Annotated in this window: 17 protein-coding genes and 4 pseudogenes; 9 read left to right on the top strand and 12 right to left on the bottom strand. The window is 58.0% G+C overall.

Going from position 1 to position 21,815, the window contains the following annotated elements; genetic code table 11:
• The first annotated feature begins 50 nt into the window (after nucleotides 1-50).
• Nucleotides 51-1,211 carry an IS30 family transposase gene (locus FNL56_RS06095; protein ID WP_210245477.1) on the top strand — a complete coding sequence of 387 codons (1,161 nt, stop codon included), beginning with the start codon at nucleotides 51-53 and terminating at the stop codon, nucleotides 1,209-1,211.
• Nucleotides 1,212-1,223: 12 nt separating this feature from the next.
• Here FNL56_RS06095 and FNL56_RS06090 read toward each other — a convergent pair.
• The 3 genes and pseudogenes from FNL56_RS06090 to FNL56_RS06080 form a co-directional block, all read right to left on the bottom strand.
• Nucleotides 1,224-1,481: pseudogene (locus tag FNL56_RS06090) on the bottom strand (transposase); the annotation flags it as partial.
• Nucleotides 1,482-1,810: 329 nt separating this feature from the next.
• Nucleotides 1,811-3,006, bottom strand: a protein-coding gene (locus FNL56_RS06085) for an IS3 family transposase (RefSeq protein ID WP_441351235.1) whose coding sequence is annotated in 2 segments (ribosomal slippage) — nucleotides 1,811-2,745 and nucleotides 2,745-3,006 — 1,197 coding nt in all. Because the reading frame shifts where the segments join, the coding sequence is not laid out codon by codon here.
• 421 nt (nucleotides 3,007-3,427) lie between these two features.
• A complete protein-coding gene (locus FNL56_RS06080) occupies nucleotides 3,428-4,252 on the bottom strand; it encodes an IS5 family transposase (RefSeq protein ID WP_143577461.1) in 825 nt (274 codons plus the stop codon).
• Nucleotides 4,253-4,368: 116 nt separating this feature from the next.
• Between FNL56_RS06080 and FNL56_RS06075 the strand changes: the two genes are divergently transcribed.
• The 5 genes from FNL56_RS06075 to FNL56_RS27585 all read left to right on the top strand — a co-directional run bounded on the left by FNL56_RS06075 (nucleotide 4,369) and on the right by FNL56_RS27585 (nucleotide 9,824).
• Nucleotides 4,369-4,908, top strand: a complete 540-nt coding sequence (locus FNL56_RS06075; protein WP_143578817.1) for a hypothetical protein — start codon at nucleotides 4,369-4,371, stop codon at nucleotides 4,906-4,908.
• A 245-nt stretch (nucleotides 4,909-5,153) separates the two neighbouring features.
• On the top strand, nucleotides 5,154-6,260 hold the full coding sequence (locus FNL56_RS28965; protein ID WP_246661625.1) for a hypothetical protein: 1,107 nt from the start codon (nucleotides 5,154-5,156) through the stop codon (nucleotides 6,258-6,260).
• A gap of 473 nt (nucleotides 6,261-6,733) precedes the next feature.
• Complete coding sequence (istA, locus tag FNL56_RS06065) at nucleotides 6,734-8,242, top strand: IS21 family transposase (RefSeq protein ID WP_143581760.1); 1,509 nt, start codon at nucleotides 6,734-6,736, stop codon at nucleotides 8,240-8,242.
• The gene (gene istB, locus FNL56_RS06060; RefSeq protein WP_143581819.1) at nucleotides 8,239-9,048 is read left to right on the top strand and encodes an IS21-like element helper ATPase IstB; all 810 of its coding nucleotides are present in this window, start codon (nucleotides 8,239-8,241) and stop codon (nucleotides 9,046-9,048) included. The genes istA (FNL56_RS06065) and istB (FNL56_RS06060) overlap by 4 nt, the downstream gene beginning before the upstream one ends.
• A 629-nt stretch (nucleotides 9,049-9,677) precedes the next feature.
• The gene (locus FNL56_RS27585; RefSeq protein WP_168202866.1) at nucleotides 9,678-9,824 is read left to right on the top strand and encodes a hypothetical protein; all 147 of its coding nucleotides are present in this window, start codon (nucleotides 9,678-9,680) and stop codon (nucleotides 9,822-9,824) included.
• A gap of 1,519 nt (nucleotides 9,825-11,343) precedes the next feature.
• Here the strand turns inward: FNL56_RS27585 and FNL56_RS06055 are convergent.
• From FNL56_RS06055 to istA (FNL56_RS06045), 3 genes and pseudogenes are all read right to left on the bottom strand, one after another.
• Nucleotides 11,344-12,027: pseudogene (locus FNL56_RS06055) on the bottom strand (IS3 family transposase); the annotation flags it as partial.
• A 195-nt stretch (nucleotides 12,028-12,222) separates the two neighbouring features.
• On the bottom strand, nucleotides 12,223-13,017 hold the full coding sequence (gene istB / locus FNL56_RS06050) for an IS21-like element helper ATPase IstB (RefSeq protein ID WP_143581833.1): 795 nt from the start codon (nucleotides 13,015-13,017) through the stop codon (nucleotides 12,223-12,225).
• A complete protein-coding gene (gene istA, locus FNL56_RS06045; RefSeq protein ID WP_143581832.1) occupies nucleotides 13,014-14,513 on the bottom strand; it encodes an IS21 family transposase in 1,500 nt (499 codons plus the stop codon). Before istA (FNL56_RS06045) ends, istB (FNL56_RS06050) begins: the two co-directional genes overlap by 4 nt.
• A gap of 113 nt (nucleotides 14,514-14,626) precedes the next feature.
• Between istA (FNL56_RS06045) and tnpA the strand changes: the two genes are divergently transcribed.
• The 3 genes and pseudogenes from tnpA to tnpC all read left to right on the top strand — a co-directional run bounded on the left by tnpA (nucleotide 14,627) and on the right by tnpC (nucleotide 16,971).
• Nucleotides 14,627-15,004, top strand: a complete 378-nt coding sequence (tnpA, locus tag FNL56_RS06040; RefSeq protein ID WP_143571961.1) for an IS66-like element accessory protein TnpA — start codon at nucleotides 14,627-14,629, stop codon at nucleotides 15,002-15,004.
• Nucleotides 15,001-15,348, top strand: coding sequence for an IS66 family insertion sequence element accessory protein TnpB (gene tnpB / locus FNL56_RS06035; protein ID WP_143571960.1), 348 nt, complete (start codon nucleotides 15,001-15,003; stop codon nucleotides 15,346-15,348). Before tnpA ends, tnpB begins: the two co-directional genes overlap by 4 nt.
• Before the next feature lie 81 nt (nucleotides 15,349-15,429).
• Nucleotides 15,430-16,971 (top strand): annotated as a pseudogene (gene tnpC / locus FNL56_RS06030) (IS66 family transposase).
• Between the two features lie 29 nt (nucleotides 16,972-17,000).
• Here the strand turns inward: tnpC and FNL56_RS06025 are convergent.
• The 6 genes and pseudogenes from FNL56_RS06025 to FNL56_RS06000 all read right to left on the bottom strand — a co-directional run bounded on the left by FNL56_RS06025 (nucleotide 17,001) and on the right by FNL56_RS06000 (nucleotide 21,790).
• A complete protein-coding gene (locus FNL56_RS06025) occupies nucleotides 17,001-17,318 on the bottom strand; it encodes a hypothetical protein (RefSeq protein WP_143571959.1) in 318 nt (105 codons plus the stop codon).
• A 120-nt stretch (nucleotides 17,319-17,438) separates the two neighbouring features.
• On the bottom strand, nucleotides 17,439-18,644 hold the full coding sequence (locus FNL56_RS06020) for an MFS transporter (protein ID WP_143571958.1): 1,206 nt from the start codon (nucleotides 18,642-18,644) through the stop codon (nucleotides 17,439-17,441).
• A 285-nt stretch (nucleotides 18,645-18,929) separates the two neighbouring features.
• A pseudogene (locus tag FNL56_RS06015) lies at nucleotides 18,930-19,393 on the bottom strand (transposase); the annotation flags it as partial.
• A gap of 352 nt (nucleotides 19,394-19,745) precedes the next feature.
• Complete coding sequence (locus FNL56_RS06010) at nucleotides 19,746-20,099, bottom strand: hypothetical protein (RefSeq protein WP_143578815.1); 354 nt, start codon at nucleotides 20,097-20,099, stop codon at nucleotides 19,746-19,748.
• A 468-nt stretch (nucleotides 20,100-20,567) separates the two neighbouring features.
• Nucleotides 20,568-20,822 (bottom strand): hypothetical protein, encoded by a 255-nt coding sequence (locus FNL56_RS06005; protein ID WP_246660874.1) that lies wholly within the window; start codon nucleotides 20,820-20,822, stop codon nucleotides 20,568-20,570.
• A gap of 194 nt (nucleotides 20,823-21,016) precedes the next feature.
• Nucleotides 21,017-21,790: a COG4705 family protein gene (locus FNL56_RS06000; RefSeq protein ID WP_143571956.1), complete on the bottom strand. Its 774-nt coding sequence runs from the start codon at nucleotides 21,788-21,790 to the stop codon at nucleotides 21,017-21,019.
• Nucleotides 21,791-21,815: the final 25 nt, after the last annotated feature.

Here is a 21,815-nt window from a genome sequence, read left to right as displayed (position 1 = left end):
AACTGGTGAACGCAACATGATTAATTCATGTCGTTTCTGGAGGGATCAAGATGCCGCAGATGGGTCGCCCGGGGTTATCCCAACAGCAAAAAGCAGAGCTATGGGCGAGATGGAAGGCGGGCCAGTCACTGAGCGATATTGGGCGAACCCTTGGAAAGCATGCGGCTTCGGTGTTTGGGGTGCTGCTGGCAAAGGGTGGAATAGCTCCAATCGCCCGGAAACGATCGTCGCGGTGTTTGACCCTTCAGGATCGGGAGGAGATATCTCGCGGATTAATTGCCGGCCTGTCTCTGCGCAGGATTGCCGAGCAGCTTGGCCGATCTCCCTCAACCATTAGCCGGGAGGTGGATCGTAATCGAGGCCGTTACAAATATCGTGCTACCATGGCTGATGAGCGGGCATGGCAGGAAGCGTCACGTCCAAAGCCTTGTCTCCTTGCAGCGAATAGATCTCTTCAGAGGGTAGTGGCAGCGAAGCTGCAGCACCATTGGTCACCTCAGCAGATATCGGGATGGCTCATGGCCGAATATATGGACGATAAGACAATGAGAGTATCCCATGAAACGATCTATAAAAGCCTGTTCGTCCAAGCGCGTGGTGTACTGAAACAAGAGCTGATATCGCGTCTACGCAGCAGGCGGATCATGCGCCGTGGGAAGACATCGACCACGCAAGGACAGACGCGCGGTCAAATAGTTGATGCTGTGTCGATTAGCGAGCGCCCCGCCGAAATCGAGGACCGCGCGATACCAGGGCACTGGGAAGGCGACCTGCTGTCGGGAGGAAACAACACACACATTGCAACCCTGGTCGAGCGCCATTCCCGATATGTGCTCTTGGTCCGTGTAAAGGGAAAAGACACAGACAACGTCGTGACCGCCTTGGTTAAGCAGGTCAAACAATTACCAGAAGGATTTATGTCGTCTCTGACCTGGGATCGAGGAACCGAACTTGCTGCCCACAGGCGTTTTACCGTTGCCACTGATGTAAAAGTCTACTTCTGCGACCCGCGCAGCCCGTGGCAGCGCGGCAGTAACGAAAACACCAATGGGTTATTGCGCCAGTACTTTCCAAAAGGCGCGGATCTATCGGTTTACAGTCAGGCCGATCTAAACGCCGTGGCGCTGAAACTCAACACCCGGCCGAGGAAAACGCTTGGCTTCATCACACCGGGCGCTAAGCTTGCGCAACGTGTTGCGTTCACCGGTTGAACCCACCGCGGCTTTTTTTAGGATGTCGCGCTCAGCCTTCAGTTTGGCAACCTCGCGCCTGAGACGCGTGATCTCCTGCTGCTCCGGCTTCATCTGACCTTGGCCGGGAAACGCATGTTGTGGGTCGTCGGCGAACTTCTTCACCCATTCACGCAGCTGCGTCGGATGAACGCCGAGATCTTCGGCAGCCTGAGCGTAGGACACGCCCCGATCCTTGATCAGCTTGACCGCCTCAAGCTTGTACTCTCGCGTAAACTTCCGTCTCTCCATGGCACACCTCCAGCTCCATAAAACACCTAACTTGGTGTCTTCGGAACCGGGTGCAGCTCACTACGGGTGGCCACCTGTTACGAATAAAACCGTTACATTGCCGGAAGTCACTGTCGAAGACTCAACGAAGGAACCGGCTAGCTATCTCCCCCTGCTTCTATCAAAGACGTCCCGTTAGTTGGGGGCTATTCATCTTTGGTAGGGGCAGGGGAATAGAGTTGTGTCCAGTTTCTAACGAATGGATACGATCGCAAGCTTACGCTTGCTCTCTCCGTCTTGGCTCTCCAATCAAACGAATCGATCATCAACTTTGACCTGAGCCCCAAGCTTCATCCAGCGATGGGAAGAATCCTTTGATCATTTGAGCCTGTGTGGCTCGGTGATGCAACGGGACGGGGCGCGGAGCCCCAAATCAGCTCATGCGGTCCGTCCCGTTGCATGTCGGACGCGTGGAGCTTGGCATAGGTAGCCGGTGGAAGATTGCCGATCGCGCTGTGAGGGCGGACGGTGTTGTAGTCGTCCTGCCATTCAGCAAGGACTTCGCGGGCATGGTTGAGGGACGAGAACAACGTCTCGTTCAGGAGTTCGTCGCGCAGGCGCCCATTGAAGCTTTCTACGAATGCGTTCTGCTGCGGCTTGCCTGGTGCGATGTAGTGCCATTCGATCCTGGTCTGCTGTGACCATCGCAAGATGGCCATGCTGGTAAATTCGGTACCGTTATCGCTGACGATCGTTAGCGGGGGACCACGCCGGGCGATCACCGCATCGAGCTCTCGGCCGACCCTTGTGCCCGAGAGCGACGTATCGGCAACCAATGCGATGCACTCGCGGGTGAAGTCGTCCACCACGGCCAGCATGCGGAAGCGCCGGCTGTCGGTCAGCGTGTCGCTGACAAAGTCGAGCGACCAGCGATGGTTGGGACCTTGGGGCAACGTCATCGGAGCCCTTGTTCCCAGCGCTTTCTTGCGACCACCACGCCGTCGAACCTGAAGCCGCTCCTCGGCGTACAGACGCCGCAGCTTCTTGTGATTGATCGAAACGCCATCGATGCGCAACAGTAGGAGCAGGCGACGGTAGCCAAACCGCCGTCTGATATTGGCCAGTTCGCGCAACCTCGCGCGAATGACAACATCGTCGGGCCGCACGCTGCGATAGCGTACCGAGGTTCGATCCGCTCCGATGACCGCACACGCCCGCCGCTGGCTGACCTCAAAACTTGAACAAAGGTGAGCCACAGCTTGTCGCTTCGCGACGGGCGTCATCATTTTTTTGAATTGAGATCCTTCAACATGGCGTTGTCGAGCATCGCTTCGGCCAGCAGCTTTTTTAGCTTGGCATTCTCGTCGGTCAGAACCTTCAGGCGGCGGGCCTCCGACACATCGAGCCCACCATACTTCGCCTTCCATTTGTAGAACGTCGCGCTGCTGATCCCGTGCTTGCGACAAACGTCCCCGGTCTTTGAGCCTGCCTCGTGCTCCCGCAGGATCGCGATGATCCGCTCTTCCGTGAACCTCGACTGCTTCATCTCCGTCTCCCTTCAGGTGACGGATTCTACCCATTTTTGGCGGAAGTTCAGGGGCTCAGGTCAACTTGTATGATGAAATCATGAATTGCTTATACGAATAGCGACTTGATCCATTAGCAAAAGAGACATCAGCAAACATCGTCGCAATGAACTTAGCCCAGGAAATCGATATGGGAAACGGGTGAAGGTTCTGGTGAAAGAGCGAACGATAGTGAGCGAGAGAGCCAGAAGCGAACACGAGTTCGAATGAGCAAAGCCGAAGGCGCATGCGAGTTCGGACTTTTAATCAATGTCAAATGCTTCGCTCATTTCGCTGCACTAAGTCCTTTGACAGAAATTTAACAACCCGCTTACGTGATTAAATAGTGACGGGCCCATAGACAATCTCTTAGAGTCTGACTCATAATGAATTCGTTTGATTTCAGGCTTTTGCAAGCCGTCTTATAAGGACGCGAATGTGAGCGACGAACGCCCAGGCAACGGCGCTGGCGATTGTGGTCTCGAAGTCCTTTGCCAATCTGCGGCAGCGACCGAGCCATCCGAACGTTCGTTCGACGACCCATCGGCGCGGTAGGATTTCGAAGCCCTGCTCCCTGTCGGATCGTTTTATGATTTCTATCGTCCAATTGCCGATGCGCTTCAAAGCTTGACGCAGCTTATCTCCGGCATAGCCACCATCGGCAAAAATATGGCGCAGCCACGGATAGCGATAACGTATCGAAGCAAGAACGCACGGGGCACCATCACGGTCCTGAATGCTGGCTTCGTGCACGACCAGCCCGACCAAGTTTCCTTGCGTGTCGGTGACGATGTGGCGCTTGCGGCCCTTGATTTTCTTACCTGCATCATAGCCCCGGGGGCCGCCGCTTTCCGTGGTTTTCACCGACTGGCTGTCAATCACTCCGGCCGTTGGGCTCGCCTCTCGGCCAGCCGCCTCGCGCGAGGCCATCACGAGCGTGTAGTTCAGCGACGCAAACAGTCCGCCGCGCGACCACGCGTAGAAATAGCCCTGCACCGTCGAGTAGGGCGGGAAATCCTTGGGCAACTGCCGCCATTGGCAGCCGGTCGACGCAATATACAGGATCGCATCCATCACCGTTCGCATATCTGTCGCACGCGGGCGACCGAGCGCCGAAGCAGGCGGCAGAAGCGGCTCCATCACAAACCACTCGGCATCCGTCGTATCGCTTTCATATCGCAAGCTCGCCCGCCTATAGTGTCGGCGGGTGATTTCAGTCCAGACCATCGTGCTCTCCCTCGAATCTTCGCAAATCCGAAGGAATCACAACTGGCTGAAATCACTCAGCTTCTTTTTCAGTCAGCCTCTTACAAAGGAATGGTACCAACAACGGACGCATTCCCTTGAATATTAAAGAAGCCTATTCCACATTTCACTATCACTACTTCCTGACCGTTTCGCCGGATGGCACAGAGTATCGTCATTGTTTTTCCAACTGGACCATCGGAAACTTTGAATTTGCTGTCTGGCACGAGCAGCGTAACGATGATCTCATTCAAATGAAAGAGTATCCAGAATTCATGGAATGCCGAACAACAGCGGCGGCACTTGCTCAGAAGCGCAGTGAAAAATTCCGCGAACGTGTCTCGCCATGCACTTTTCAGCAGGTCAATGTCGAGAAGGCAGAATTTGCGGGATCAATGATGAAAGAGGAATATAGATCATTGCGGCGATGGGTTTTGGCACAGGGGCTGCCTCAAGCTGATTTTGTCATCACGTTTCATCGCGATTACTATCAGCTCTCGTTTCGGGCAATGAATTCGACCCTCGAGAAAGTGATCCTGTTCTTAAAAATGAATAGCGTCGTTAGCAATCGCGGATCGAGTGATCTCATCGTCGAGCAAGACGGCCGACTGGAGGACCTCCCAGGGTATAAGGCTTGAATAGTAGTCGCCGTGCTTATGATAATATCTTAGCTGTCGCTTTCGAATCTCACTAGAATCTGATGCGACGGAGTCTGACACGTGGGTGATTTAGGATCGACATCGACAAGAATGATAATCCGGCCTTAGCGCCGGCGCGCATCTTGTCGTTTGTCGATCCTGATAACCTTATGTCTGTATTCGGCGTTCCAAAAATATTTTGCCAAACGCTTGCGTAATCTGGGTTTCATGAGAGAATCCCTAGCATGAAAACTCATACGCTTGGCACGTTCACCGCCCTTCAGCGTCGTTCTGTATCCGGATGGCCGCTCCGAATGGTCCATCATCTTGACACGGCGTCCCCCCACTTTCACAGCCACGTCTTGACGGCATCCGAACTGAAGCGGCAATCCGTGTTTGCAGCCGTGGCAGAGATGGCGCACAACGCTCGGACCCTTGCAGAGGCTCTCGGAGCGGTGTCTGGCGTCCAGTGCCGCGATCCGCTCGCCCAATCGGCCCGGTCGTTGGTTCTTCTGAAGCCTGCTCAAGTCCTCAGGGCAATCTACAACAGCGTTCCTGATGCCTTGCTCGGGACGCTGAAGCGAGTTGGACCCGACCCTTTCAGTCGGCTCGGGCTTTATCGGGACCTCTTCCGCCTTTTCGCTGAGCCTGAGGAACGCGAGCGAGCCGACCTCATCCGGCATTATCCGGGCAAGCTAACAGAGGAGCGGCTGGAGATCGCTCTCGCTCTCGATTCGGCGCTCCTCCATCAGCGGGTATTTGAGCGTGTGACTGACCTGGACGACGCTGAGCAGGCGAACGCGGCGGTCCGCCTGATCCGAGCGACCGTCTCGACCGCCACCACTACGGAACTGCGGCGGTCGGTTTCTGTGTTGCCCCAAGTTATTGGGCTGTCAACCTGGGCGGCATCCTGGCTCCGGAGGCTTGACCGGCCGCTCGCAGCACCACCGGCTCTGACTGATCCCGACCTCATCGTACTAGGCGTGGCCGACCTTCGAGCGGCGTCGATGCAGCTACGAAACTGTCTTCGCGAACGGGTACTTCATGTGGCAACCGGCCGAGACTGTTACGTTGTCTCGCCGGGTGCTGTCGCTGAATTGCGACGTACCTCTGACGGCCGATGGGTTTTGTTCGACATGTGGGGTCCCGGCAACGAGCGTCCGGATGAGCGCATTGCGGGTGAGATGCGCCGGAAGCTGGAGGCCGCTGGTGTGGTCTCGCTCGCGGCGGCGGTCCCGCAAGCTGATCTGGAGCCGCTGGCCGAATTTTTCAACGCCTTCGATCTCCTGAGCGGTTGGCCGACCCCAGGACGAGCCCGACACCGGCTCCAAGCCAGGCAGGAGGCCGCCTGAGCATCCCCCCAATGCCCCGGGGTTCAAGTTTGGCTCAGCCATCGGCCCTCTCCCTGCCTCAGCAGAGCCTTGTAGAACGGCTCAGGGAGGCCGAGTGCCGACGCGATGCAATAGAGCAAGAGCTTGCCCGCGTCATTCGCAAGAGCGAAGCTGAAGCGGAGATCGCTGCCTCGGCTATCGCTCGGCTAAGCGTTGCTTTGGACAAGCAAAGGGCACGGGCAGACGAGTTCGAGCGGATCATGAGCGCGATAGGACGCGAGTTTGCCATCTTGAACGCTACCGCGATGTAGCGCGACAATCAGGATGAGAATCCCGCGACAATCAGGATGAGAATGCGCCGCTGCTGGGGTGACGAAGGGAGGGCGTAGCCCGACCGGAGGCACCCCAGCAGCGGCGTGTCGGCCCGAAGGGGCCTCATTGGCGGTAACGGCGGCTGGTAAAGCATCGGGTTCTCCTTTGAGAGGACCAATTCTTTGGCCGGCCGGCATGTCACCGATCAACAAATGAGGCTTTTCATGAGCTTGCGTCGCAACCATTCGCCAGCCGTCGCCGCTGCAAAGGCTGGTTTCAGCACCTCCGCCGCCTACCGATACGAGAAGGATCCCCGACTTCCGACCCAGAAGAAGGCGCGCCGCGCACGCCGTCGAGCCGATCCGTTCATCGACGTTTGGGAGAACGAAGTTCTGCCGATACTGAGGGCCGCCCCCGGATTGCGGCCGATCGCCGTGTTCGAGGAACTATGCCGGCGGCATCCGGAACTGGGTTCTGGAACGCGGCGGACGCTCGAGCGGCGCATTCGGGCATGGCGGGCGGTGAACGGGCCGGATCGGGAGGTGATCTTCCGTCAGGAACATCCGCCGGGTCGCATGGGGTTGTCGGACTTCACCGAGGTCGCCGATCTCGGCGTCACCATTGCGGGCCAGTTGCTGGACTGCCGGCTCTATCACTTCCGGCTGCCTTTCTCCGGCTTCGAACACGCCCACGTCGTGCTCGGTGGCGAAAGCTTTGTCGCGCTGGCGGAAGGCTTGCAGAACGCGCTGTGGTCGCTGGGCGGGGTTCCGGAGCAGCACCGCAGCGACAGCCTGTCGGCCGCGTTCCGCAATCTCGGAGCCGATGCCAAGGAGGATTTGACGACGCGCTATGAGGCGTTCTGCGGCCATTACGGCATGACGCCGACCCGCAACAATCCCGGCGTATCGCATGAGAACGGCTCGATCGAAAGTGCGCATGGCCATCTCAAGAGAGCGCTGGCCGATGCCCTGCTGCTGCGTGCCTCACGCGACTTCGACGATCTTGCGGCCTGGCGGGGTTTTGTCGACGAGATCGTTGGCCGCGGCAACGCGCGCAATGCCAAGCGTATCGATCAGGAGCGGACGGCGCTGAAGAAACTGCCGGTGCGCAAGACCGCCGATTATGAGGAGGTCAACGTCGACGTCACGACCTCCAGCGCCTTCACGTTGCGCAAGGTGTTTTACTCGGTCCCATCCCGCCTGATCGGTCACCGGCTGCGCGTACGTCTTTATGACGACCGGCTCGAATGCTTCCAGGGCGCCACGCACATCATCACCTTGCGACGCGGGCGAACCCAGCCCAACGGCAAACACGGCCACGTCATCGACTATCGCCATGTCATCCATTCGCTGCGCCGCAAACCGATGGCGCTGCTCAATCTGGTCTATCGCGACCAGTTGTTCCCCCGCCGCGTCTACGCCCGTGCGTTCGACGCCTTGCTCGCCGGCATTGGCGAAAGACCAGCCTGCCGTGCCATGGTCGGGCTTCTGGCGCTCGCACATGAACGGGCCTGCGAGGCGGAGCTCGGTGCCGTGCTGCAAGCCACGCTCGACGACGGCATCCTGCCGGATCTCAAGGCGCTGATCGAACGCTTCCGACCGAAGGGCATGGCACTACCGGTCGTCGTCGTCACGCTGCCCTCGCTCGCTATCTACGACCAGATTGCCGCGGCTGTGGGAGAAGCCGCATGAACGCGACCGTCAAGATCGACGCCGCCCGTGTCGAATTGCTGCTCAGCGAACTGCGTCTGCCCGGCATCAAGCTGATCTGGGCCGCCCTGGCGGAAACCGCCGATAAGGAAGGCTGGCCCGCCGCCCGCTTCCTGGCGGCCCTGGCTGAACAGGAGATGGTGGAGCGAAACCGTCGTCGCTTCGAGCGTCATCTGGATGAAGCCCGCCTGCCGCCGGGCAAGACCCTCGCTGCATTCGACTTCGATGCCGTGCCGATGATCTCAAAGGCGCAGGTGCAGGCTCTCGCCGCCGGTGACGCCTGGCTCGACAAGGGCGCCAATCTGTTGTGTTTTGGTCCCCCTGGCGGCGGCAAATCGCATCTGGCAGCGGCGCTCGGCATGTCCCTGATCGAAAACGGTTGGCGCGTGTTGTTCACCAGAACCACCGATCTCGTGCAAAAGCTCCAGATCGCGCGCCGCGATCTCACGCTTGAAGCGGCGATCGCCAAACTCGACAAATATCACCTGCTGATCCTCGACGATCTGGCCTATGTGACCAAGGATCAAGCGGAGACCAGCGTTCTGTTCGAGTTGATCAGCGCTCGCTACGAACGCCGCTCGATGCTGATCACCGCCAATCAGCCATTCGGTGAATGGGGAAAAATCTTCCCGGATCAAGCTATGACCCTCGCGGCGATCGACCGCCTCGTCCATCACGCCACGATCCTCGAAATGAATGTCGACAGCTATCGCCGGAAAGAGGCTCTCGACAAGGCTCGTGGAGCCGGACGACCGCCAACGCGCGCGACAATCAAAGCGTCATCCTGATTGTCGCTCCACGACAATCAACTCTACAGCACGCGATTATCGCTTGCGTTATCGTCAGGCCGCGACAATCATCCCCACGCCGCGACCGCTAAATTGCCATCCTGATTGTCGCGCTTCCCATCCAGATTGACGCGCTACAACCGCGACCACGTTGGCTGAGCGCGCAGGGGTCTCGCCAGCAGATTTGGTGGACCTAAAGAGCATGTGGGCGAAAGCCGCCGCCGATCCTGATCACGCGACTGTTGGGCTGCATCAATCAGCACCCGACTTCCTCGTCAGGGCAGCCCGGACTGCCTTCCGGAAGGCGTACCACCCCGACACCAAGCCGGAGAACGAGAAGCTTGGGGCTGAAACGATGTTTAAGCGGAAGGAGGCAGCGTTTGATCACCTGTTCCGAATGCGAGGTCTGTCCAGGTGATCGCGAACCGATTCAAATGGAAGCATGCCTGCAATCATGTTTTCGGTAGTTGGGCTCGCGTTCTGGGCAATGTTCGCCGCCGCCATTCGAGTGATATTGAGAACCTTAAAAAAGACGGTGATTTTCCAAATTGGGCTTTGGGTCGGTTACACGACTTTCTCCCGAAACAAGCTTGGTCGCAGCGCTAGAATTCAAATGGGGATGCGGACGCATGAATACCTATACCGCCACGGTGAAGCTGAATTCAGGTATGCAGAAGGTGACCATCCAAGCTGATAGCGCTCAAAAGGCTAAGGAGATGCTGGAGCGCCAATATGGATCGGGGACTGTTCCGACGTTGCCGATGAGGGTCGATTGAGCGTTAGCACGCCGCAATGTCTGATGCAGTCACGATGCACTACCTTACATAGCTTGGCCGTATCGCGTCGTCTGAAGTGCCATCGGCACGCCACTGACGCTGCTAGTTTTATCAGTAGGTAGCTCTTCGCGAACGGTTACGTCACGTAACGAACTTTCAGCGACGAGCGTGAGAGGCTTATGAAGCCGTTCACCAGCGGGCGTTTAGAAGGCGATTAGCGCTGCGAAGTTCTAGAAAGACTACGCAAGCTGTTCCGCTCTCCAAAAAACCTGATTTCGCGTCGGATGCTATCCCAAAACCGTGCTGCATTATAAATACTGGATGCAACCTTCCTACTGTCTTTACCCGATAACTACTGCTGACGCCCTTGAGGTAGCCGAGCAGATCAATCTGGACCTTATCCAAACCAACATTGAGCCTAGCCGGTTCCAGGGCTACCTCTTGGAGGATCTGAGCAGCGCGGTATTCCTGATGTGTAGGTTTGACGCTAAGCGTTGGCCCACGAAAAACGACGATCTCTTCTTTATGTACGTTGAGCGCTCACCCGATGTAGCGGCGTGGATAGGATCATGTGGTTGTGAGTTCAAAAATGTTGAGATAGCTGCTGTCCTGTTTGCGTCAGATGAGGATAGGGAGAGCTTCGAGAAGGTACTGTGGCCTCATCGCGCCCCCGAAGGGGCCTAAATCTGCTGCGATTTGGCCACTTAGAAGATGCACGGCATAGCGGCAATCTCGATTGCTGGCTCCATCGGCTCGCAATGCTTGACAGGACCCAAAGCTTGCAGCCTCCGTGGTCCGATGCTCAAGCTGATGGATTGATACCGCCGCCCATTCGGAACCACCGCAATCCTGTCCGCGTGCAGAACGCGATACACCTCCTCGCGAAGAGTGTCAGGCGCAATGGGTCTCAGCGTCGTTGGCCAGCGTTTGAACGCCTCGACAAGCTCTGCCTCTTGAACACACCCGAGCACTAGGATGCCTCGCGCTCGATTGTCGTGACCCAGCCACACGGTAAGGCTCACTTCGTTCCACCACATCAGCTGTGCGCGTTGATACTCGACCACGTTCCGGACGCGGGACGCCCATGAGCGGAAGCTTGCATCGCAGATGTCGATCTCAGCGGTAAAAAACTTCCGAGCTTCTGGCAGAATACGGCGCGTGATCTGGCCAGCGTATCGCCATCGGCAGGTGTCGCACTGAACGGAGCGACATCGGTTTTCAGAGTGACATGACATTCCTCTATTTATAAGACGCCTAAATCTCCTTTTGGAGAGCGGCGCGTGATTGAAGAGAGACACCCGGTCCAAAGCGCGCAGCCTGATAAAACACTCCATCTAGAACGCGTAGCGCTACAATGGCTGGCAAACTGAAAGCAACGCGCTCGTGTGCGCGTTGGGTTATTTCCTAGTAATGGCAATCTTAAAAGACTTGACGAGGGGATGCTCAATCTTGAGATTAATAGTGAGAATGCGCCGCAATCGTTTGACCTGACGGATATTTTGGACCAGCAGGATAGAGACTACTGCATTGGGACGCTCCGATCTAGATGGTAGGTGTTAGGTGCTGATGTCTGTGGTGCAGGTGGTCGGTAGTTCAGTGAGGAGTGCGGTCGGACCGTGTTGTAGTGATTGCGCCATTGCTCGATGACAACCGTGGCTTCCTTCAGGCTGTAGAAGATTTCACCGTTCAGGCACTCATCACGCAGCTTCCCGTTGAAGGACTCGCAGTAGCCGTTCTCCCATGGACTGCCTGGCTCGATGTAAAGTGTTTTCGCCCCGAGCTTTGCAAGCCAGCTACGCACGATCTTGGCCGTCATCTCCGCGCCGTTGTCGGATCTGATGTGCTCGGGCACTCCCCTGGTTAGCATCACGATGGCCATCGTCTCAATAACGCCAAAGCTGTTGATGCGACGAGCTACCCGGATCGCCAGGCATTCCCGGGTGAACTCGTCGATTAAGGTCATCAGCCGGAGCTTTCGCCCGTCGTGGGTTTGCGCCTCGACGAAGTCGTAGCTCCAGACATGGTTGCGACGCTGCGGCCTCAGGCGGATGCAAGATCCGTCGTTAAGCCACAGGCGGTCCCGTTGCCTCTGTCTCCTGGGTACTTTCAGCCCCTCACGGCGCCAGATCCGCTGAACCCGGTCGCAGCCAACCTGCCAGCCGGCAGTGACCAGCAGCGATGTGATCCGGCGATAGCCATATCGTCGTAAGCGTCCGGTCTGGCCGACCTGCCGCGAGGGGGAGAGATTGCGTAGTGTCCACCTTTGGTAGTGAATACTCAGGAACACTCTTTCATGTGTCAACGCCGGAGAGATTTTACAGCGGCTGGCCGGAGTAAAAGTGCAGCACGGACGCAAGCAAGAAGGCCCCCGATCGGGAGCCTTCTTGCTTGTCGCGTTTCATTCCTGAGAGGCCGCGTCCGCCGGCGGTTCTGACCGCGCTCGGCGTGACCGGCGCCTGGAGTCAGCGAGCCTGAAGCTATCGCCGTTCATTTCGAGGATATGGACGTGATGCGTGAGGCGGTCGAGGAGCGCGCCGGTGAGCCGCTCGGAGCCGAACACGGACGTCCACTCGTCGAACGGCAGATTGCTCGTGACCAACGTGCTGCCTCGCTCGTAGCGCTGGCTGAAGACCTCGAACAGCAGCTCGGCCCCGGTCACAGAGAGTGGTACATAGCCGAGTTCGTCGATGATCAGCAGCTTGTAGCCGGCGAGCTGACGCTGAAGACGCAGTAGCCGTTTTTCGTCGCGCGCTTCGAGCAGTTCGTGGACCAGAGCCGACGCCGTGATGAAGCCAACCGATAGACCCTTCTGGCAGGCCGCCAAGCCAAGCCCGAGCGCGATGTGGCTCTTGCCTGTGCCGCTGTTGCCGACAGCAATGATGTTTTCGCGCCGCTCGACGTAGTCCGAGCGCGCCAGTTCCAGCACCAACATCTTGTTCAGCGATGGCAACGCCAGGAAGTCGAAGCTGTCGAGGCTTTTAACGGTCGGGAACCGCGCCGCCTTGATCCGGCGCTCCACCATACGTCGCTCGCGATCAATCATCTCCATCTCGGCCAGCCGCATCAGGTAACGCGGATGGTCGACGCCTTCAGCCGCACACAGCCGGGCGACCTTGTCGTACTCTCGCAGGAACGTCGGCAGCTTCAACGCCTTCAGATGGTGGGCGAGCAGGATCTGCGGCGCGTCGGTCATGTCGCCACTCCGGCCAACAGATCCATGTACGACCGCGCCGATGTTGTCGCGACCGTCGCTTTGGGCAGATACGGATAGATCGTCATGTCGAGGCGTGGCGGACGCCGCTCGATACGGCACAGCACCAGATGCTTCACGGCATCGAAGCCGACCGCACCGCGCGCGATTGCGTCGCGCACAGCGGCGGCCACGTCGTCGACCTTGAACACCTCGATCAGCCGCAGCACCTGCACAAACTCGCGCTTGCCGGACCTGCCCATACGGGCCTCAAGCAGGCGCCGCAGCGTCGCGAACTCCTCGGGCAACTTCCAATCGGCGAGCGGGGCTGCCTGGTCGAGCGCATTGGTTTTCTGCTCGATGAGCGCCAGGTAGTGCAGCGGATTGAACACGAAGTCCTCGCGCGCGTAGGAGCGGGGATGGCGCGCAATCACCTCGGCTCCGCAGGCGATGATGACCTCGTGCACGTAGCCACGGACCAGAACCTTCTGGTGCCCATAGGCCGTCGGCACCGAGTAGTCATTCAGCCGATAGCGCACCAGCGAGAGCGAGTTGACGCTGCCCGGCTTCTTGTCGCAAGCGTCGTAGGGCGCCGGCAGCGGCTTCTGGAACGCGGCGAGATCGTGCTGCAGCCGCTCGCCGATCGTGCCGTCATGGCCGCGCAGCCGGTCCGCAAGGCGCTTCCGGCACCCCTCCAGAAGATGCCCGTTCAAGGCCTCGAAGTCAGCGAACACGGGGATCGGCACCAGGAAGTTCCGCCGCGCATACCCCACAAGCCCCTCGACCTTGCCCTTGTCGTTACCCTTGCCAGGGCGGCCAAACCGATCCGTGAACAGGTAATGCGATTGCAGCTCGCTGAACACGCGCGTGCGCTGACGCTTGCCATCGCCGAGAATGCGGGCAACCGCGATCCTGGTGTTGTCATACAGGATCGACTGCGGCACGCCGTCGAAGAACGCGAATGCTCGCACGTGCCCGTCGCAGAACGCTTCCGTCGTCTCCGCCGGATAGCCCACCACGAAGATCGCGTCGGAGTGCGGCAAGTCCATCGCGAAGAAGTGGATCTTGCACTCGACGCCGCCGATGATGCCGATCGCTTCGCCGAAGTCGGCCTGGGCATGCCCCGGCGGATGCGCAAGCGGCACGAACATTTCCTGCGTCCGCTGGCGCCAGCCGGCAACGTAGTCCTTCACGATCGTGATTTTGCCCGTAAACCCGTGCTCGTCGCGGAGCCGCTCGAAGATCCGCTTCGAGGTATGCCGCTGCTTCTTCGGCCGGTCCTTGTCGGTCGCCAGAATCGCATCAATAACACCGCTGAACTCGTCGAGCTTCGGCCGCAACGGCGGCTTCCTGCGCACGTACCCGGGCGGCACCGAGAACTTCAGCATCTTCGAGACCGTCCTGGCGTTGATGCCGAACCGGTCTGCCGCAGCGCGCTCGCTGATCCCCTCGATCAGAACGGCGTGCCGGACCCGCGCGTAAAGCTCCACTGTCTTCATCCCCCGTCCCCTGCCGTTCCTGACAAAGGACTCTAACTGCCGCAGTTTTACTCCGGCGCAGCCAAGCAAATCGGCCGCTTCAGTGAGGCAGTATTGCTCCGGCTTTTACATTCATGGCCCGGCCTCGCAAGCACCGGCATTGGAGCGACGAAGAAAAGCGTTCGATTTGCTGTCAGAGCAAGACAGCCGGGATTTTCGTGGCGCAGGTCGCACGGCGGTATGCGATGAGCGCGAACCTGATTTTCAAATGGCTGAACGATCCACGTTATGCACCTGACAACGTTGTTGAGGATACACAGACGTTTTTGTCGGTCGAGATCGAGGCAAATGCCTCTGCCGACACAGTGTCGTTGGCAGAACCTCCGGCAACGACATGTTCGGGCGGGGCTGGACGATTTGAGATAATCTTGCCCGATGGCCTTCGGCTGAAGGTTGATGGCGAGTTCGATGGAAGTGAGCTTGCACGGCTGATCAAGGGTCTGATGGCGTGATCCCGGTCCCCAGCAATACGCGCGTTTGGCTGGCTGCTGGCGCGACGGACATGCGGCCTGGATTCCACACATTGGCAGCGCAGGTGCAGGGTTCGCTGGCCGAAGATCCGTTCTGCGGCCACATGTTCGTCTTCCGGGGGCGAGGTGGTGATCTCTTGAAGATCATTTGGTGGGATCAACAGGGGGCATGCTTGTTCTCCAAGCGTCTGGAGCGCGGCCGGTTTGTTTGGCCGTCTGCAAAAGGCGGGAAGGTGTCGATGTCGGCGGCGCAACTGGCAATGTTGCTTGAGGGGATTGATTGGCGGACACCGCAGAGGACGTGGCAGCCACTGACGGTTGGATGACGCAATAAAGTCAATAAAAAGCAGAGGTAATATACACGTCATGGATTCCCATGAATCGCATAATTTGCTAGACAATTGATGATGAAGCTCAGTCCTGCAAACAGCTCACAGAACAAGCAGATTGACACTGCTGCCCTTCGCGCGCTGCTTGCCGAAAGAGACGCAGAGATTGCGGGCGTCAAAGCCGAACTTCACAGCCAGAACATTCTCATCGAGAAGTTGAAGCATCAACTCGCCGGTCTGCGCCGCCACCAGTTTGGATCAACCTCCGAAAGCCTCGATCGGCTCGAACTGACCCTGGAAGATGAAGAGATTGCGCGCGCAGCGAAGACAGCTGTCAGCCATGATCCTTCGTCAGACACGCCAAAAGAGCAGCCCAAGCGCAGGGCGCTGCCGGAACATCTGCCGCGCAACGAGACTGTGCTTTCTCCCGGTGATGCTTGCCGTGCCTGCGGCGGCAGGTTGAAGCGTCTTGGCGAAGATGTCACGGAAGAACTTGAATATGTTCCCGGTCGCTTTGTGGTCAATCGCATTGTCCGCCCGCGCATGGCCTGCGCCTGTTGCGAGAAGATCCAGTAAGCGCCTTTGCCATCAAGACCGATTGAACGGGGCCGTCCCGGTCCGGGTTTGCTCGACCATGTTATGGTCAGCAAATACGACGATCATTTGCCGCTTTACCGCCAGAGCCAGATTTTTGGCCGTGACGGGATCGATCTGGAACGCTCCACCCTGACCGGCTGGGTTGGCCATGCAACGGCCCTGCTTGAACCTCTGGCGGATGCCATTGGCCGCCATGTCCGGCAGGGTTGCGCCATTTTCGCTGATGATACACCCGTCAAAGTGCTGAGCCCGGGCGCAGGTGGTACAAAAACTGCGCGCCTCTAGGTCTATGCCCGCGATGAACGTCCCTGGGCGGGCCCGTCCCCTGCGGCAGCCTGGTATCAGTTCTCCAGCGACCGAAAGGCCGGACGTCCGCAGGGTCACCTCAGCACTTACAAGGGCTGGATGCATGCCGATGGCTATGCCGGGTTTAAAGAACTCTATCGCAGCGGCCGGATCAGGGAGGCCGCCTGCATGGCGCATATCCGCCGCAAGTTTGTCGATGTCCATCAATCCCAAGGTTCTGTCATTGCCGAAGAGGCCATCAAACGCATTGCCGGACTTTATGCCGTCGAGAAAGAGGTGCGGGGTCAACCGCCCGATATCCGCCAATCAATCCGCCAGCAAAAAGCAAAGCCGATCCTTAATAACCTTGAGGCATGGCTCAGCCAGCAATTGCCGAAAATCTCTGGCAAGACGCCACTGGCGGCGGCCATCCGCTATGCTCTGACCCGGATCAAGCGTCTGCGGTCCTATCTCGACCACGGTTTTCTGGAGATTGATAATAACACGGCCGAGCGCTCCATGCGCCCTATTGCCCTGGGCAGAAAGAACTACCTCTTCATGGGCACCGAAGGCGGCGGCAAGGCCGCAGCCATTGCCTACACCTTGATCGAAACCGCCAAACTCAACGGTGTCGATCCCCAGGCCTGGCTCACGGACATTCTTGGCCGCATCGCTGACCACAAGATTACCAGGCTCGACGAGCTGCTGCCCCGGTGTTACGCTGCAAAGGCAGCGTAACAGACTCAACGTCCATTACGTCAGAGCGCCTAGACCGGACGGTTACGATTGGTTGGGCTATCGAGGTGGAAGACGATGAGGGGCGGCTCGCCTTTGAACTGCCAGTTGACCGATGCCACAAAGGCATCGCTATAACGTGTTGCAATCGTAGCACGGGCAGCGTCAAATGTGGAAGCCAATGGCGTCGTCAATTTCTGCGATGAAGCAGTTTGCTCCATCTCTTCCTTATTGACATCTTCTTCACCGAGAATTTTCTGGCATTGAAGCACAACCCCAGTGGTGGATACGAAGAAGAACAACAGGGCAGCAGCTAAGCCTGCCCAGCGATGAAACTGGCGAGATGTCATGCAATAAACTCAGAATAATAAAAGCGTTCTTATCGAAGAGACATGACCAGCTTTTGCAAAACAAAGACTAGTTATAGAAACGTTATCGCAATGAGCATGACACCTGTTTCTCGCGTACTATCACGTTGCGACGACTGTTTTCCGGCTCCACACAATCAAAAGGCCAACTAACGCAATTGCGGTGAAAGCTGCGCCTGCGAAAAACGTCATGCGTGGGCCGTAAACATCCCAAAGCCCTCCAGCAATTACGCTGGCAGCCAGCATGGCGACGCCGCTCGCTAGATTGAACATACCAAAGGCCGTGCCACGGAGGTCTGGTGGAGCCGTGTCGGCAACGAGCGTGGCAAGCAGGCCTTGGGTAAGACCCATATGCAAACCCCAGAACACTACGCCAACCAGTACCACGGGCACCGTTGTCCCGAATGCGAGAATAAGGTCGGCGACGACCAGCATCGCTATTCCCACAAATATAATTCCATTCCTCCCGATTCGGTCGGAAAGAACGCCTGCCGGATAAGACACCACGGCGTAGACGACATTCATCACGACCATGATGGCTGGTACGATCGCAATCGGCATGCCGACATTCTGCGCCTTCAAAATGAGGAACGCTTCACTAAAACGCCCAAGCGTGAAGATGGCGGCAATCCCAACAACCACCCAGAACGGCGCAGTGAGGCGCTTGACGTCGCTCAGTTGCATGCGAGGTTTTGTATCTTTGACCGTCGTTGACTTCTTCGGTTCCTCGACGCCGTACACTAAAAGCGCGAACGCAATGAACGCGGGAATGACAGCAATCCAGAACACCAGCTTGAAATTGTTCATGGTCAGAAGCATCAGGCCGATCACCAGTAGTGGCCCGACAAATGCGCCGACCGTATCGAGCGACTGCCGAAGGCCAAAGCTTGCTCCGCGGATGTGTTCAGGTGCGATGTCGGCGATAAGGGCATCACGCGGCGCACCACGGATACCTTTGCCGATGCGGTCAACTAACCGCGCGCCCACAAACCACCCGATACTTGACGCCAAAGGGAACACTGGCTTCGTAAAAGCTGCCAGGCCATAACCGATGACGACAAGCAACTTGCGGCGACCGAGCCAGTCCGAAATCGCGCCGGAGAACACTTTGGTGATCATTGCCGTCGCTTCGGCGATGCCTTCAATGAAGCCAACTGTCACCATCGAAGCACCAAGGACGGTGACCAGATAGAGCGGGAACAGCGCGTGGATCATCTCTGACGAGATGTCCATGAACATGCTGACGAACCCGAGCGCCCAAATTCCGCGTGGAATGTCCAGCCATGATCTGTTCTTAGTTTCGCTCATTGCTCGTCACCCTTTCAAGCGTATCACGAGAGCATGAGCGATCTTGGTCGCATTCACAAGGATGTGGATCCTGTCGCTGCGATGATGGGGGTGTCCAGCGGCACATTGTGGATGTGCACTCAAAGCATACGCGTACTGTTCGTCGCCCCGTGGGCCGACAGGGTAAAGGAAATTTGTCTCGATATGGTATCCACGATGGCAGCTCGTGGACACGATCCTGGACTTCAGCAACAACTATGCGCCAAGAACATCCGTCGTGGCAGGCGGGTCAGGTTGTACGCTTACATATCGTCCGTATTGGGATGCCAGAGAGATAATCGCTCTCGTCAGCGCATCCTCATCAGCCCGGACGATCGTGGTGTAGCGCTGGGTCCCGCGCGGTTGACCGACGATCCGGCAGGCCTGGCTCTCCGAGAGACCATACTTCCCTCGAATGCCCTCTACTGCCTGCCGGTGCCGTTCGGGGCTTACAAGTTTCCCGAGGCAACGTCCTTGAGCACCTGTTTCTCAAGCGACAGATCCGCGACCAGGCGTTTGAGGCGGACGTTCTCCCGCTCCAGGTCCTTCATCCGCTTCGCCTGATAGAGTTCGAGGCCGCCGTACTCTTTGCGCCAGCGATAGTAACTCTGCTGCGAAATGCCCGCTTCGCGACAGGCAACCGGCGCCGCTTTGCCCTGCGACATCAACACTTCGATCTGGCGCAAGAGCACCACGATCTGCTCCGCCTTAAACCTTTTCTTCGGCATCATCAAAGCTCCTTTCCAAGTTCAGTTTCTCACAAAGCTTGGTCCAAAAAAGCCCGGGCAGGTCACGTTGTGGCGGTGGAAGTAAATTAAACTCAAAAAGAAATTGGAGGGAACCCGTGCAGAAAGCAATGTCACTGGTTATTCTTCCAGTTGGAATTCGTAGTCCTTGACGTCGGCTCGGGCCGTCGTACCCGCAACAGCCACGGCAATGCCGATCGCCGCTGCCCGGAGGGCGCGCGTGGAATTGTAGCTCTTCATTGTGAAATCCTCGATGTCCTGATGTACCGCGAAGGCGGCATGCGTTTATCCGCGCGGCCTCTGGCCGACGCAGTGGCAGACGGCGTGTCGACGCCGATCAGATCGAGATTCGAGGGGGATAGTCCGGAGGGACACCGACGAGGCCGTCGGCCGCCACGTCGTAGAGCGCGAACGATAACCGCCGAGCCTGGAAGGAAGTCTGGACGGCGGCGTCGGACGCCGGCTCCGCCTGTGCGACCGTGAGCATGCACCTCGCCATGAGCGGGCAATCCTTGCAGTCGTCGGTCGGGTGTCCGACCGAACAACACGGAGTGTCCCCGGACATGGCCGACATGTCGGTCATTTCCGCAGCGGCCACCCGGTTCGCCGCCGCAGGCGTTACCAGCGGCGCCAACGTCAGCCCAACGATTACGAAGACCGCGAGCGTCAGACGGATAAGGCGACGATTCATGACGGAACCCTAACTCCGACCCGGATATTTGCGAATAACCATGTTTCCCGTAGCCCTTTATGCAGAATCAGAGCGATTTCGGAAGCTGCACCAGACCGTTTTCGAGAGCATCGCCAGTCAATCTCTTAAGTCGTACTGAGAATGTGACGCACTTCACTTCTTCGAAACCCTAGAAGGTTCCGACGAAGTCGCCACCCCACGGCGGCAGATCTCCGGTCCCATAAATCTGCTGATTAGTTCAAAAGCGGAGTTGCCGCATAAACTGTAGCGATAACCTGACTTTCTTCCGGACTCTTGAATCACAAACAACCGTCCCGAAAGCGACATCGTTGCGAGCTGCGATAAAGCAGCCCTGTACGGCCGGAATCCCCGAATCGCTGACGAAAGCAAATCGGTTCATTGGGGCGCCCATAGCGAGGAACGCATGAGCTCGCCCCGTGGAATCGTTTACGCGGTCGGGGTGGACATCTATTTCTTGTCGCCCATGTGATGATTTTCTGTTTTTGGGCCGCCGCTGTAGTGATGGCCGTTAGTGGTCGGAGCGGTAACCTGCGGCGCAGCTTTGTCCTGTGACACCGGATGCTTCATCATGTGCGGCACGACCGTTTTAGGACCGCCTTCGTAGTGATGAGCATTGGCATCGTCCGAAGCGGCTTGTGCCATCAGCGGGGCGGTGACGAACTGCAGTGCGATGAGCGTTACAATCATTTTTCCGGTAAGCATCTACATTCTCCTTGTTTGGATGCAGTAGGTATATTCCGGAATTTCCTATAACCGATTGACTCAAATCAAGACTGCGTCCTGTTATTGCCAGGTCTGATCACGACGTACGCAGCATTGCGTCTCACCGACGATCAGAGTCGCTTCCGATTGGATCCGTTGAGATGAGCAAGCCGTCAACGATGTGCTTCACGGCTTCACTCCGACGTCCTACCGCTTGGATGGCTACCCGCCTTTTGCGGAAATAGGACGATGCAGACCAGCATGAACACTAGAAGAACGGCTGAGGCTGTGAAGCGTCCGAACGCCATGCCTCCGTCCGCGACCGGCTTGTCGAGCAGGTCGCCTACCGTGGCGCCCAGGGGCCTGGTGAGGATGAACGCGCTCCAAAATAGCAGAGTTCGGGAGGTGTTCGTCCAGAAATACGTCGCGGCGACGGCCGCCAGGCCGGCACCGAATACCAGCGCTCCCTTTTCGTACCCCAGCCCCGTGTCGTCGGCCATCCAATCGCCGAGCGCGGTGCCTAATGTCTGCGAGAAAAGGATCGCCGCCCAGTAGTAAGACTCGATCCTGGGCGACGCCACCGTGTCGACGGCCACGGATCCGGCCGACCAATACCACGTGGCAAGCGTCACCATGAGGAGCACGAACAGAATGGATGCGCCGCCCGCGTAGCCGATCTCCAACGAGCGGTCGGCGAAATCCGCGAGGGTCGTGCCCGCAGTCGTTGTGGCGACGATGACCGCCCAGTACAGAAGCGGGTGGAATTTCCGTGCCGAGATCTGCGCGACCACGGCGAAGATGAAGAGCCCCACGAAAATCGCGCTGCCTATCGCGTAGCCCAGGTTCATCGACATCGTGACCGCGTCGCCTGCGGTCTCGCCCAACGTCGTCGCCGCGATCTTGATCACCCAGAAACCCAGCGTGACGGCGGGTACCTTGGACATGTCGGTCTCTTTGGCTTCCGTCATAAATGGCTTCCTCTGCATGTAAATC

The organism is Tardiphaga sp. vice304, from assembly GCF_007018905.1.
Classification (GTDB): Bacteria; Pseudomonadota; Alphaproteobacteria; order Rhizobiales; family Xanthobacteraceae; genus Tardiphaga.
Note: the sequence above shows the minus strand (reverse complement) of the source record. Positions and strands in the feature narration are given on the sequence as shown.